Origin of the sequence: Planococcus antarcticus DSM 14505, assembly GCF_001687565.2 — a bacterium.
GTDB classification, from domain to species: Bacteria; Bacillota; Bacilli; order Bacillales_A; family Planococcaceae; genus Planococcus; species Planococcus antarcticus.
On record NZ_CP016534.2, the window covers coordinates 1,128,929 to 1,142,157 of the forward strand.

Annotated in this window: 14 protein-coding genes; 9 read left to right on the forward strand and 5 right to left on the reverse strand. The window is 43.2% G+C overall.

From position 1 onward, the window contains the following. The first annotated feature begins 38 nt into the window (after positions 1-38). The 3 genes from BBH88_RS05605 (at position 39) to BBH88_RS05615 (ending at position 2,418) form a co-directional block, all read left to right on the forward strand. On the forward strand, positions 39-1,181 hold the full coding sequence (locus BBH88_RS05605) for a DUF445 domain-containing protein (RefSeq protein ID WP_006828358.1): 1,143 nt from the start codon (positions 39-41) through the stop codon (positions 1,179-1,181). Positions 1,182-1,202: 21 nt separating this feature from the next. Next, on the forward strand, positions 1,203-1,550 hold the full coding sequence (locus BBH88_RS05610) for a YlbF family regulator (protein WP_006828359.1): 348 nt from the start codon (positions 1,203-1,205) through the stop codon (positions 1,548-1,550). An 88-nt stretch (positions 1,551-1,638) separates the two neighbouring features. Next, the gene (locus BBH88_RS05615; protein WP_006828360.1) at positions 1,639-2,418 is read left to right on the forward strand and encodes an enoyl-CoA hydratase; all 780 of its coding nucleotides are present in this window, start codon (positions 1,639-1,641) and stop codon (positions 2,416-2,418) included. Between the two features lie 42 nt (positions 2,419-2,460). Here the strand turns inward: BBH88_RS05615 and BBH88_RS05620 are convergent, their stop codons facing one another. Beyond that, positions 2,461-2,646: a YhzD family protein gene (locus BBH88_RS05620; protein WP_006828361.1), complete on the reverse strand. Its 186-nt coding sequence runs from the start codon at positions 2,644-2,646 to the stop codon at positions 2,461-2,463. 177 nt (positions 2,647-2,823) lie between these two features. Between BBH88_RS05620 and BBH88_RS05625 the strand changes: the two genes are divergently transcribed. The 6 genes from BBH88_RS05625 to yhaM all read left to right on the forward strand — a co-directional run bounded on the left by BBH88_RS05625 (position 2,824) and on the right by yhaM (position 10,264). Further along, positions 2,824-3,672: an ABC transporter ATP-binding protein gene (locus tag BBH88_RS05625; RefSeq protein WP_006828362.1), complete on the forward strand. Its 849-nt coding sequence runs from the start codon at positions 2,824-2,826 to the stop codon at positions 3,670-3,672. Next, positions 3,665-3,973, forward strand: coding sequence for an ABC transporter permease family protein (locus BBH88_RS19865; protein ID WP_330962179.1), 309 nt, complete (start codon positions 3,665-3,667; stop codon positions 3,971-3,973). Before BBH88_RS05625 ends, BBH88_RS19865 begins: the two co-directional genes overlap by 8 nt. Positions 3,974-4,135: 162 nt before the next feature. Then, positions 4,136-4,903, forward strand: coding sequence for an ABC transporter permease (locus BBH88_RS19870; RefSeq protein ID WP_330962180.1), 768 nt, complete (start codon positions 4,136-4,138; stop codon positions 4,901-4,903). A gap of 363 nt (positions 4,904-5,266) precedes the next feature. Further along, the gene (locus BBH88_RS05635; RefSeq protein WP_065537141.1) at positions 5,267-6,484 is read left to right on the forward strand and encodes a metallophosphoesterase family protein; all 1,218 of its coding nucleotides are present in this window, start codon (positions 5,267-5,269) and stop codon (positions 6,482-6,484) included. Between the two features lie 4 nt (positions 6,485-6,488). After that, on the forward strand, positions 6,489-9,329 hold the full coding sequence (locus BBH88_RS05640) for an ATP-binding protein (protein WP_065537140.1): 2,841 nt from the start codon (positions 6,489-6,491) through the stop codon (positions 9,327-9,329). Next, positions 9,326-10,264 carry a 3'-5' exoribonuclease YhaM gene (gene yhaM / locus BBH88_RS05645; protein WP_006828365.1) on the forward strand — a complete coding sequence of 313 codons (939 nt, stop codon included), beginning with the start codon at positions 9,326-9,328 and terminating at the stop codon, positions 10,262-10,264. Before BBH88_RS05640 ends, yhaM begins: the two co-directional genes overlap by 4 nt. A 155-nt stretch (positions 10,265-10,419) precedes the next feature. Here yhaM and BBH88_RS05650 read toward each other — a convergent pair whose 3' ends face one another. The 4 genes from BBH88_RS05650 to BBH88_RS05665 all read right to left on the reverse strand — a co-directional run bounded on the left by BBH88_RS05650 (position 10,420) and on the right by BBH88_RS05665 (position 12,885). Then, complete coding sequence (locus BBH88_RS05650; protein WP_006828366.1) at positions 10,420-11,319, reverse strand: peptidylprolyl isomerase; 900 nt, start codon at positions 11,317-11,319, stop codon at positions 10,420-10,422. Positions 11,320-11,427: 108 nt separating this feature from the next. Then, entirely contained in the window at positions 11,428-11,613 is a 186-nt protein-coding gene (locus tag BBH88_RS05655) for a hypothetical protein (RefSeq protein WP_006828367.1), read from the reverse strand. Positions 11,614-11,674: 61 nt separating this feature from the next. Then, a complete protein-coding gene (locus BBH88_RS05660; protein WP_006828368.1) occupies positions 11,675-12,220 on the reverse strand; it encodes a DUF3267 domain-containing protein in 546 nt (181 codons plus the stop codon). A 101-nt stretch (positions 12,221-12,321) separates the two neighbouring features. Then, complete coding sequence (locus BBH88_RS05665; protein WP_006828369.1) at positions 12,322-12,885, reverse strand: HTH-type transcriptional regulator Hpr; 564 nt, start codon at positions 12,883-12,885, stop codon at positions 12,322-12,324. Between the last annotated feature and the right edge of the window lie 344 nt (positions 12,886-13,229).

A 13,229-nucleotide genomic window follows, 5' to 3' on the forward strand; every position in this document is an offset into this window, starting at 1 on the left:
AAGAATACACAAAGCAGAAAAAGAAATGAGTGACAATAGTGAATATTATATGGACATTAGCTTTTATGGCAGTGGTCGGCGCGTTAATTGGTGGAGTCACCAATCACTTGGCGATTAAAATGCTCTTTTGGCCTTACGAGGCAAAGTATATTGGAAAAATGCGAGTTCCGCTAACACCCGGACTGATTCCAAAGCGGCGTGACGAATTATCCCGTCAATTAGGCAGGACAGTCGTAGAACATCTACTTACTCCAGATACATTCAAGAAGCGGTTCTTCAATCGGGAAATGCATATCAAAACAGAAAAGTGGATTAACCGGCAGCTGAGCAAGCACTTGTTTGATTCTCCGAAATCCTTTAATGACTGGCTGCAAGCAGCAGGGCAAAGTGGAATGGATGTAAAAATAGAAGCCAAGTTAGATGAGCTGGTTGAACTTCAAAAAGATTCTCTGCAATCTTATATCGAAGGGAAAACGATCCGTGAACTAATGCCTGATAATTGGAAAGTCGAAACAGAGACCAAGCTATTTGAAGGCGTACAGTATGCGATTGATCAAGGAACAGCTTATTTTGAATCGCCGCACGGCAGACAAACCATCAAGTCACTGCTGGACGAATTCCTGGAATCACGCGGTCGTTTCGGCCACATGTTGCATTCGATTCTTGGCGAGTCAAAGCCTTTAGTCGATCGCATACAACCGGAAATTATCAAATTTCTCAATTCACCGAGGACCTTTGAGCTGATGGGGACTTTGGCGTTTAGTGAGTGGGAAAAAGCGCAAGACCGCAGAGTCGACGAACTGCTTAAGGAATTTGATTTTGAAACAGCATTAGCGGGAGTTAAGCAGTATGTGCGTGAAAAAGCAGCGATTTCTGCGCGTTTAAACACAACACTTGCAGAGACTTGGCCTGGAGGGTTAGAATGGACAAGTGTCAATATTACGCCACTTGTGACAGACTTTGTCTTCGAGCAAGGAGAGCATAAACTGGAAGAAACCATATTGAGAATCGATATGGAAGGTATGGTGAAAGAGCAAGTCGATTCTCTGCCGCTCAGCCGCTTAGAAGAATTGGTGCTTGGGATATCACGGAGAGAATTTAAGATGATTACCGTATTGGGCGCTTTTCTGGGAGGATTTATCGGAATCTTCCAAGGGGTTTTTGTCATGATACTAAACTAATTACAGAGGAGATTGATGACAATGACAGTAAACATTTACGACGACATCAACAAATTAGAAGGCACGTTCCGTTCAACAGATGAGTTCAAAAAACTGGAGGACGCTGTTGCACAAGTAACTGCAGACAATGAAGCAAATGAATTGTTTAAGACTTTCCGTGATTTACAGATTTCTCTTCAGCAAAAACAAACAGAAGGTCAAGAAATCACAGAAGAAGAAATGATGAACGCGCAAAGCACTGCACAAGAAGCTCAACAAAATGAAAAAATTCTAGCAATGCTTGAAGCTGAAATGGGATTAAGCCAGATGATCGAAGAAGTAAACCGTGTCTTGATCAAACCGGTACAGTCTTTATACGAAAGCATGTAATTTTACAGAAATAAAGGAATATTGGAGAGAGACACCGAATACGTAGAAGTGAATGATAATTCATTTCTACGAAGGGGTGTCTCTTTTTATGTATGAAACGATCGAATTGACAAAACAAGGACGAATCGGACAACTGGTATTGAATCGTCCTAAATCGATGAATGCAATGAACGGAACAATGATGAAAGAATTGGCGGATTGCTTCGAATCTCTGCTGCAAGACAGCACAATACAGGTCTTGATCATACGAGGAGAAGGTAGAGCATTCTCAGCTGGCGGGGACATTAAGGAAATGATGGATCCGGAAAATCCAATGGACATCGAGTTGGTCATGAAGGATGTCAGCCGTTTGGCAAAAGCGCTTTATACACTTCCTCAAATTACAATCGCAGCGATTCACGGCGCATCGGCAGGGCTTGGGTTTAGCATAGCACTTGCTTGTGACCATGTGATCGCCGAAGAAAACAGCAAATTGGCCATGAATTTCATCGGCATCGGACTAGTGCCGGATGGCGGCGGCCATTTCTTCATGAAAGAACGTGTCGGCGTACCGAAAGCTCAGCAGATTATTTGGGAAGGACAGACCTTAAAAGCACATGATGCCTTGGCAAAAGGCTTGATCGATGAAGTGACTGCCGAAGGGCGTGGTCTCAAACAAGCTGAAAGCTATGCAACAGAAGCGGTTGAGTCGCCGGTCAGTGCTAAACTTGCATCAAAGCATATCCTTCATCAAGTAAAAGTCGATGAATTGGAGAAAGTGCTGGAGATGGAAGCGGCAGCGCAGTCGGCAATGCGGAAGTCAGCGGACCATCTAGAAGGCATACAGGCATTTGTCGAGAAGCGCAAACCAGAATTTAAAGGTGAATAAAAAAAGCATGGCGGAATTTTTCCCGCCATGCTTTTTGAGTTCCTATGAATGGAAAAGAAGCAGTTTTCCAGCAGGTGATGCCAGACGGTGCGTTTGTTTAGTCAATTCTTTTTCTTCCAAGATAACTTTTCCTTTATCGCGCGCCTCTTCATCTGTTTCGGCTGTAAAGGTTTCGTCCATTATCGGTTTGCCTGTTTGTTCAAATGCGGTCAGTTTGTAAGTTCTCAAGCAAAATCAATCCTTTCTGAATGGATATTCAGTTTAAGTATAAATGATTTCTTTTGAAAAGTCCTGAAATTCTTGAAACATTTTGGCAAAGGCTTCGTAGTAAGTAGAAAGAGAGGAGCGGACGGAAACGGCTTTACATGTTGAACAGGTGACAAAAAATTCGGTGATTTTACGGCGGTGGATAATCTTTCGCTGTCGATTGAGGAAGGTGGGATGCATGGATTTCTTGGGGCGAATGGCGCTGGTAAGACGACGACATTCCGGATGATCCTAGGACTGCTGGATCCGACGAATGGGACAGTCCGATGGAAAGGCAAGCCCATTACTTATGCTAACAGTCCAGAAATTGGCTATTTGCCTGAAGAACGTGGTCTCTATCCGAAGATGAAAGTGGAAGAGCAGCTGGTGTATTTAGCTCAGCTTCGCAAGATGTCGAAGGCGGACGCCAAGCGCGAAACCGCTACCTGGCTGGAACGCTTTGAAGTGCCGCATTACGGGCAGAAAAAAGTGGAGGAGTTGTCAAAAGGCAATCAGCAAAAAACTCAATTGATTGCGTCGCTTTTGCACAAACCATCTTTGTTGATATTGGATGAACCTTTTTCGGGGCTCGATCCGGTAAATGTAGAAATGCTGAAAAAAGCCATTCTGGATTTTCAGAAACAGGGTGCGACCATCGTCTTTTCAAGTCACCGGATGGATCACTTCGAGGAATTATGCGATGAACTGAGCATTTTAGATCGCGGCAAAGTGGTAGTAGGCGGTTCGATAAAAGAAGTAAAGCGGTCATTCGGCAAGCAGAAAGTTCGCTTGAACATGGTAGCTGATTTAAGCAGCTTGAATGCCATAGCGGGTGTCGATCATTTCACCAAAACCAAAGACGGTGCTTTGTTTCAGATTACGGATGAAGATGTTGCACAGGTCTTGCTGGCTAAAGCAATGGATCTCGGAACACTTCGCCATTTTGCAGTAGAAGAACCTTCCTTGGAAGAAACTTTCATTGCGAAGGAAGGTAAAAATCATGCATAGTTTCTGGGTTATTTTCCAAAAGGCATTTATGACCAAGGCAAGAACGAAATCCTTTATCATTACGACCTTAGTTGTCGTCGCCTCCTTTTTTCTGTTGGCCAATATACCGAATATCATTTCAGTTTTTGATGGTGAAGAATCTGAGGAGAATGTGCTGCATGTACTTGATGAAACTACAGAACTCGTACCAGAATTACAGACCCAGCTCGATTTGATGGACAGCGGCATTAAAGCTGTCCCGACTTATTTGACCGAAGATGAATTGCAGGAAAGCATTACAGAAGGTACGATTGATGATTAGTTGGTTTTAACACAGAAAGGTCAATTAGGCGCACGTTATATCTCGGAATCTGCTAACGAACTGGGAAGTGGTATTGAGATTGAAAATGCGGTTTAGGCAATACATACGGCATTGACTGCTGAATCGCTCGGTTTGGATGACAGCCAGGTGGGCCAGCTGTTCATGCCAGTCGAATTTGAACGTCAGGCTATTTCGGAATCGTCCAAATCTCAAGAAGAGCTGAGCCAAGCCAGAGGACTTGTCTATGTCTTGATTATGCTCATCTATGTGGCAGTCATTTACTATCCAAATATGATCGCCATGGAAGTGGCGACTGAAAAATCTTCCCGCGTCATGAAAATTCTCATTTCCAGTGTTTCACCGGTTAAGCATATGCTCGCAAAAATTGCAGGCATTGGCAGCCTGGGCATTCTGCAAATGATGATTTTCGGGTTAGCCGGCTATTTTGCCATAAAAACCGCAGGTACGGATTTGACTGAAGGCTTCTTCAGCTTCATGGGCTTTTCCGAAGTCAAAATCAGTACATTCCTATTCGCTATTCTTTTTTTCTGGTTGGGCTATTTTTTGTGCGCGGTGCTGGCAGTATTGTTGGGTTCATTGGTCAGCCGGACAGAGGATGTACAGCAGTTAATGCTACCGATAATGATCTTGATCGTTATTGGGTCAGTCATTGCATTTTCCGGAATCTCGATACCGGAAGCCTGTTATGTGACTGTTTCTTCCTATATCCCATTCTTTGCACCTTTAGTAATGTTCCTGCGTGTCGGCATGCTGGATCTGCCATTATGGGAGCCGTTGCTGTCCATAGGGATCATGCTGGTGACCATCAGCATCCTGGGCTGGTTCGGTGCTCGTGTTTACCGTGGGGGCGTGTTGATGTACGGCTCTTCTCAATCGCTGAAAGCGATCCGGTTAGGCAACAATAAATAGCGGAGATGACCGTCTAGGCCAGTTTGCTTTATATTTTCATAGACAATTATGAAGTATTTCTATCGATACAAAGGCTTCTCTGAAAAAAACTAATCTATGTTATCAAGAAGATCCTTAAAAGAAAGAGCGGAAGGTGGCGACTCCTGGGGGATCAGTATGAGCTGAAGATCCTGGACTGAGCAAAGCGCAGGAAGTGGCTGAAGCCGTCCTCCCAGAAAGCGTCCACCTGGAGCAATTCCTAAACCTTGCTCGCTTTAAGTAACATAACCAGCTGTTTGTAGGAAACTTTCTGCAAACAGTTTTTTTTATGGGATTTACATGGTAAAATAAGAACAAATATTCGGTATTTTAAAGGGGTTAATTATGGAATCCATTCAATTTATCCACACGGCGGATCTGCATTTGGGAAGCCCGTTTATCGGCATGAAGGGCTTGCGGAAAGAGCATTGGAAAAAACTGAAAGACAGCACGTTGGATGCTTTCGATCGGCTTATTCAATATGCGCTGGATAATAAGCCCGACTTTGTGCTGGTTGTCGGAGACATCTACGACGGAGAAGACCGCAGCATCCGTGCACAAGCCCGCTTTCAGCGGGGAATGCAGCAACTCGCGGAGCAGAAAATCCCGGTGATTGTCAGCTACGGTAATCACGATCACTTGAGCGGCAATTGGACTCGTTTTGAGCTTCCAAAGAATGTCCATGCGTTTGATGATTCGGTATCTCAGTTCAGACTGGAAACTGCAGGCGGTCCAGTGGTCTTTACCGGCTTTAGTTATGGCAAACGCCATATCAGTGAATCGGTGGTTGAACGGTATCCGGTAGCGCAAGATACGGAAGCCTATCACATCGGCATGCTTCACGGCAGTCTTGAAGGTGATTCGACGCATGCCGTTTACGCGCCTTTCAAAAAAGAACAGTTGCTCAACAAACAGTATGATTATTGGGCGCTTGGGCATATTCATAAACGTCAAGAGCTTCACCGGGAGCCTTCTATTGTCTACCCAGGGAACATTCAAGGGCGTTACCGCAAGGAATCTGGAACAAAAGGTTTCCACAGTGTGACCTTGTCAAAAACAGATACTTCCCTAGAGTTCATTCCGACATCAGTGGTTCAATTCGATCAGGTGACCATCTCAATCAGAGGAATGCTTCACATGAATGAATTGATTGATGCCTGCCGAAAAGAGCTTAGCCTTTTAGGTGAAGCAGTAGGGTCAGCAATTGTTGATGTGATGTTTACTGAGCTGGATAGAGAAAGTTTTCAGCTTTTAGCTGAAATTCCGGAAAGCGAACTGCTAGAAACCTTGCGGGAATCGATGGATGCACTGGATCAGTTTATCTGGATTCAAGGGATTCAGTTTCAACAGGCAGACAATGAAGCCGAAATTTCTACGCTCGGAATCACATTGGTCCAGACAATCGTTGGGTGGAATACAGAAGAATGGAAATCGATACTGAAGGATTTATATAGGCATCCGAAAAGTAGCCGCTTTTTAGAGCCTTTGGAAGATCAATCTGTTGCAGAACTTCAACTGGCAGCCGCTCAAAAAATTCGCCGCAGCATGCAGGCAGGAGAGTGACGGCATGAAAATTGAAAAACTAATCATTTACGGCTTTGGCAGGCATGAAAATCGGACAATCGATTTGACGAGTCAAATGGCCTTGTTCTATGGCCCTAATGAAGCTGGGAAAACCACGATGCAGCAATTTATCATCCAAATTCTCTTTGGCTTTCCTGCACGCAAAGGAGCGCAAATGCGCTATGAACCAAAAAATGGTGGAAAATACGGCGGTCAACTTCACATTTCTGATCCGCATTATGGAAAACTAGTGGTTGAGCGGATAAAAGGAAAATCTGCTGGTGATGTCACTGTCTGGTTTGAAGACGGTAGGCGTGGGACGGAAGTTGAGCTGAAGCAGTTGCTGCGCAATTACGATCGTGCTTCGTTTGAAGCGGTTTTTTCATTTTCCATCCATGAATTGCAGGGGCTCGAAGGGCTGACTGAAACAGAATTGAGCCGCACACTGCTGGCTTCCGGAACAATGGGCATCGATGAGGTGACGCGCCTGGAAATCCAGCTTGAAAAAGTAATGGCGCAATTGTTCAAAAAGAGTGGACGTAACCCAGAAATAAATGTCTTAGCTGATGAACTCCGCGGCATTGAAGGAGAGCTGAAGGAGTACCGGCAACGCACAGAGCTATATGGTCCATACATAGAGCGGCTACAGGAAATTGACGATCGGTTGGTAGCCGTTGAAGTTGAAGAAACGAAAATGGATCAGCAAATGAGAAAAATTGGCAAATGGCAGCAGGCTGTTCCTTTGCTTGCTGACAAAAGGAGATTGACAGAGCAGCTCAAAACAATGGAAGTTGTGCAATTTCCATTGGACGGTAAAAGGCAGATGGACCGGCTGGTGGACAAGCTGTCAGAAACAAAAGCCGGCACAGAGCATTTGGTTAACCAGCAAAGCAGCTTACCTGCTCTGGAAGAGGGGGAGCCTATTTTTGCTTTGGAAAATCTATTGAACCGTGAATCTGATTGGCATCATCTGCGTATGCAGTTGGTGCAAAAGCGCAATGAGCACATAGAGCTGTCAGAAGATCGCCAGACGACATTGTCCCTGCTTGGGCTGTTAGAGCAGCAGGCTTTGACTGTGGATGTCTCTTTGAGCAATGAAGAGCAATTAGTTGGCAGGTTAAAGGATTTGGATGTGGAGGAAGAGGACCATCGTTTCCGACTGCGCAATCTTCAAGAAGAAAAAAACAAACTAGCCCAAATAGAAACAGAGATGACGTCTTTTTTGACAGGAGAGCCTGCTGGAACAGAGCGCTTGGCTGCGGAACAGTGGCCTGCCATTTCTGCTAAGTTGGCAGAAGCTAAAGCAGCGTCAAAATTTCAAACTACCGGTAGCGGGAATGGACAGTTCATTAACTACGTCTTGATTGCGATGGGCTTGATTGTAGCAGTTTACGGAGTTGTTCAATCGTCTGTATTGTTGATAGTACTAGGACTTACGGCAATCGGAGCAGCAGCATGGTTATTCCTGAAAACGCCAAAATCTGGAGAGCTGTCGGCAGAATACAAAGCGACTTTAAAAGAATACGACGGGAAAGAAAGCGAATACGAGGCAATATCGAGAAAAATCGCAGAATTTGACTATCAGCTGGATGGCTTGATGGCTCAGCGAGATGCGATCAAAAAGAAAATCGCCAGCTATTCAGCTGAACAGCCTGCAGGTCCTGCTAAAGTCGCCTATCAACAGCTTCTGCTGCAGATCGGTCTTCAGCCCGAAGCAAGCCGGACAATGGTTCTTGAACTGTTTGAGAAACTCCGGAAGGTACAAAGCATGCATTCAAGGCTACAGCGAATAGACAGCGAAATTCGTCTATTAGAAAAGCAGCAGAAAGAATGGCTTGAGAAAGCAGAAGCGGCATGCGAAAAAGAGCTGGCAATCGGCGAACTGATACCGTCTTTGCGTTCAGAACTGGCGTTGCGCAATCAGAAACAAGAAGAATGGTTTAAAATAAAAGAGAAAAGAACGACGTTGCTGCAGGAAACTAGTCGCTTGACTGCTTACCAGAAGCAGCTTGAAAAAGAGCAGCAAGCTCTGCTGGAATATGCCTTTGCAGAAGGTGTCTCCGTCTTTTATGAGACGGCAGATGAATGGGAGCGAAAACAGCAACTAGAAAGAGAACTTGCTCTTGTCGATGGGCAATTAAATTCGATTGGCGAAATAGCTATACCAGACAATTGGCAGTTTGATGAGGCCGGAATAGCATTAGAGAGTTGTCATGCCAATCAGAAAGAGTTGAAAACAGAGCGGAACGTTTTGCTGGCTGAACAGGCGGATAAGCAGCAAATGACCCGTCTGTTATTGTCGGATAGCTCTTATGAAGAGAAGCAACAGAAATTTGAAGAGAAAAAAGCAGAGTTCACTGATTTAGCTCGCCAGTGGTCCATCAGCAAAGCGATTGTGGCAGCGATTAACCAGACGATGGATGAATTGAAGGACAAGAAACTGCCGGCGGTGCTGGATAATGCTCAGCTATATTTTAATAAATTGACCGCTGGTGCTTATCAGGGATTAGCGCTGAACATGGCTGGTTATTTTGAAGCCGAAAGACAGGATGGCACATATTTTCGAATAGCGGAGCTTAGTCAGGCGACCAAAGAACAGGCTTATCTGGCATTGAGGTTATCTTTAGCTAAATCGATGAAGAACAGCCATCCATTCCCGATTATTATGGACGACGCTTTTGTTCATTTTGATCGCAGTCGACTGCAGCAAATGATAAACTTAGTGACAGAGCTGCAAAAAGAGCATCAGTTCATTTATTTCACTTGCCACGAAAGTATGCAGCAGGCATGGCCTAATGCGCAGATCATCAACGTGGCCAATACCGAAAGGAGCATTCATTCATGACCAAAGGAATTACACACCGTGCAGTTGGAGAGACCGTCGATGAGTTCTTGCTAATTAAGCAATCAATCAAAGGAGTCACCACTACTGGAAACCCATTTATTTCGTTAGTATTGCAGGACAAAAGCGGCGATATCGAAGCGAAATTATGGGATACAAAAGATGAACAGGAAAAGATATTCGCAGCGGAAACAATCGTCCGTGTCGGTGGCGAGATTCATAACTACAGAGGGAAAAACCAATTGCGTATCAAAAGCATACGACCGGCAAAACCTGAGGAAAACCAGTCGATTTCAGACTTGATGCCATCGTCGGAAAAATCAACAGATGAATTACTGGAAGAAGTAATGAAGTATTTGTTTGAAATGGAGAATCCTCAAATTCAGCGAATTACGCGTTTTATGCTGAAAAAGTACCAACAGCAATTTTTGACATATCCAGCAGCAACGCGCAACCATCACGATTACGTTTCCGGTTTAGCGGATCATGTTGTTTCTATGTTGAAGTTGGGTAAGGCATTAGTCGACATTTATCCAGGTTTGAACAAAGATTTGCTATTTGCCGGAATTATTTTGCATGACATCGGCAAAGTCATCGAGCTTTCCGGTCCGATTGCCACTACTTATACAGTGGAAGGCAATTTGATCGGCCATATTTCCATCATGGTGACGGAAGTGGCCAAAGCTGCGGAAGAGCTAGAGATTGAAGGGGAAGAAGTGCTGTTATTGCAGCACATTATTCTTTCTCATCACGGCAAGGAAGAGTGGGGAAGTCCAAAAAAACCGATGCTCAAAGAAGCGGAAATTCTGCACTATATCGATAATATTGATGCCAAGATGATGATGTTGGACCGTGTCCTTGGAAAAACCAAAGAAGGCGAATTCTCTGAACGCGTCTTCGCATTGGATAATCGTTCATTTTATAAACCGAAAATCTAACAAGTCTGGTAGATTTCCAAACCACAAAAAAAGCAGTCAGAGAAAAATCGTCGATTTTTCTCTGACTGCTTTTTAATTTGCAACAATAAAAGCTACCCAAAAAGTCATCTTAGATAGCCTTTCAAGTAGCTCTACTTAATAATGAGTTCTATTTGTTATTCAGCTGGAGCAGCAGGTGCTGGTGCTTCTTGTGGATTTAGAATATCCTCCAAAGCGCCTTTAAGATCTTCGTCTTTAATCTCAACATTCGCTTCTTTCATCAATTCTGCGACTTTCGGCAATAAAGTGGTTTGATCCGCTTTTAAAAGTGCTAATTCAGAACGGATATCTTCTTTCTGATCTTCTAGTGCCGGTTGGTCTTCTACTTTGCGTGTATCAAGAACCTGGATGATATGGAATCCAAATTCAGATGCGACAGGATCACTAATTTCATCGACTTCAAGTCCATAAGCGACCTCTTCGAATTCAGGTACCATAGCTCCAGGTCCGAACCAGTCAAGGTTTCCGCCATTTGCAGCAGAAGCTGTGTCAGTTGAATTTTCTTCAGCTAATGCAGCAAAATCGCCGCCTTCATCTAATTCCTTCTCGATAGAGTTGGCAGTTTCTTCATCAGCTACTAGAATGTGGCGTGCATTCAACTCGGTACCTTGGCGATCGTATTGAGCTTGTATTTCTTCGTCTGTGACTTCAACGCCTTCAGTCAATGCTTTTTCTTGCAATAAATTTAAACGAATGACTTTTTTATAGCTTTCTTCGGTTTGATTGTTTTGTTCAAGAAACTGATCAAAGCTATCTCCAAGCTCTTCTTTATTGCTTTCAAATTCTGCATTTACTTCTTCGTCTGTCACTTCAAAGTTTTCAGCAAGTACTTTTTCAATCATGAGAATTTGTACTGCTTGTTCACCGATTGAAGTTTTCATTTCTTCGTAAAGTTCATCTTTCGTGACGTCTCCAGCATCAGAAGTTATGATGACTTCTCCCTCACCGCTGTCGCTGCATGCGGCCAAAGCCAGTACAGATGCTGCCAAAGTAACTGTTAAAAAAGATTTTCTCATTAAATTTCGCTCCCAACCTTCTATCTAGATGCAGTAGTTACTATACTATAAACGTATTGCAATGTGCAAAGTTCCTAAAAAAAGACACTTGCCAGAAGGCAAGTGGATTTAAGGTGTAAATTCTACGCCCACATACAATGATACTAGTAATATTGTAATTAATATATTTATTGTACGAAATATTTTTTGATGATTTTCTTCCGGAATTTCCCGAGAAGTGACAAGCGCCAATGTCATCCGGTTGATCTGGAAAAGATAGAACACGGAGAACATAACAATGAATGCGATAATCATGGATTTCCTCCCCTCTGACTTTACTTTCTAGTATAACAAAGACGGGGAGAAAAAGCAGGAATCAGCTAATCACTGGAGGTACAAGAATTTCAAAACCAGTCTCTGTTTCTTCTATAAATGCATACTTGGGAGAACGTGCTAAGTTACGAAGATAGATGATGTCGGTCAAACACAAAGCGCAATGATATGCCAAAAGCATAGCGAAATAATGGCTGAATTCCGGCATTGCGAGACTAAGGGCTACGATGGCAGTGTTCAGCACAAGAAAAGGTGTGGCCAGCGACAATAGGAATCGGAACTTAGAAACCGGCTCGTTAATATGAAGTAAAATCGCCGGACAAACCTTCATGTGTTTTCGAATCATAAGTTTCAGTGATTTATGACAGCCGATCATCGGCAAAAAATGCAAAATCTTATGGAGTGGATAAATAGCCAGTAAAGTCAAAATAAAATACAGAAAGTACTGATCAGATAACGGAGTGGCATAAGCAATTGCGAGGCCAATGTAAGAGGCCATAAAAACAGCAATTCCAAAAAGCGCTGATATCATGAAAAGCCGATCAAAACCGTATTGTTTTTTTACATTGATTGTTTTCCAGCAGTGCATGTGTGCATCCCCTATATACTAAATTCATTTTCGATTCGATACATACAATACAATGATTTATAGGGAAATGCAACCATAAACTTTATTTAACAATTTGCTGATTATTGCTGGCTTTTCTGATGCACAATCACATGATTTTCTTCACTGAATTTGTTCTCTATATTTTTAAATGAAGCTTCAAAAATCTCCATGAAATCATCTCCGTAAATATTGCGTATGACAGCCATGATATCCATGAATTCAGGGAATTTTCCATACAACTCTCGTAAAGGGAGAGAACCATCAATGACAGAATGAGGGGTTTTGTGATAATTTTCAATCATTTCCTGCATCAATTTCTCGCCTTTTTCGGTCAATTGTACATAGGTATTGCGCTTGTCCGTGTCACGTTTCGAAAAAGACAATAGTTCACGTTCTTCCAACTTTTTTGAAAAATTGAAAGCAGTCGAAACATGCATCACACCGAATTTGGCGACATCCGATATGGAAGCACCCTTTAAGTGGTAGGAGATCCAAAGAATATGATGCTCATTGATATTCAAATCATAAGGTTTTATCCACATTTGCCAATCTTTTTCTACCGCTTTCCATAGAGCTTTCGACAATTGCCCGATGCGCTGGCTAAATAGCATAGCCTCTTTCATGGTATATTCTTTTTCGTTCACGCAAGCACCAACTTTCTTCCGAAATATTTTCTTTATTATAGCAGTAAAGCAAACGTAATTAAAGTAAGAATAGTAAAATAATTTACAGAAGAAAAGCAAGGCATGGACAGGACCTTAAATAAGAGCTGAAGAAATGAGATTGTCTATTCCAACTGAAGCTATTCTACAACAAGTTTTACCGTCCTGTGAGTTGTGTCGCTTAGCAGAATTCTCTGGGATTACTGTTATTTCTCGATTGTTCATCACAAAGGCAACTTAATCTATATAAGTTGAACGAATGATTCCGGGCTGTTAATGTTCCGCCAATCAGCTGCTAAGAGCTTGCGCCGAACGAACTCGGGCTG

Bases quoted from the DNA above. Each gene is read 5' to 3' on its own strand.
- BBH88_RS05610 (WP_006828359.1), top strand. From the start codon at position 1,203: ATGACAGTAAACATTTACGACGACATCAACAAATTAGAAGGCACGTTC.
- BBH88_RS05615 (WP_006828360.1), top strand. From the start codon at position 1,639: ATGTATGAAACGATCGAATTGACAAAACAAGGACGAATCGGACAACTG.
- BBH88_RS19865 (WP_330962179.1), top strand. From the start codon at position 3,665: ATGCATAGTTTCTGGGTTATTTTCCAAAAGGCATTTATGACCAAGGCA.
- BBH88_RS19870 (WP_330962180.1), top strand. From the start codon at position 4,136: ATGCCAGTCGAATTTGAACGTCAGGCTATTTCGGAATCGTCCAAATCT.
- BBH88_RS05635 (WP_065537141.1), top strand. From the start codon at position 5,267: ATGGAATCCATTCAATTTATCCACACGGCGGATCTGCATTTGGGAAGC.
- BBH88_RS05640 (WP_065537140.1), top strand. From the start codon at position 6,489: ATGAAAATTGAAAAACTAATCATTTACGGCTTTGGCAGGCATGAAAAT.
- yhaM (WP_006828365.1), top strand. From the start codon at position 9,326: ATGACCAAAGGAATTACACACCGTGCAGTTGGAGAGACCGTCGATGAG.
- BBH88_RS05650 (WP_006828366.1), bottom strand. From the start codon at position 11,319: ATGAGAAAATCTTTTTTAACAGTTACTTTGGCAGCATCTGTACTGGCT.
- BBH88_RS05655 (WP_006828367.1), bottom strand. From the start codon at position 11,613: ATGATTATCGCATTCATTGTTATGTTCTCCGTGTTCTATCTTTTCCAG.
- BBH88_RS05660 (WP_006828368.1), bottom strand. From the start codon at position 12,220: ATGCACTGCTGGAAAACAATCAATGTAAAAAAACAATACGGTTTTGAT.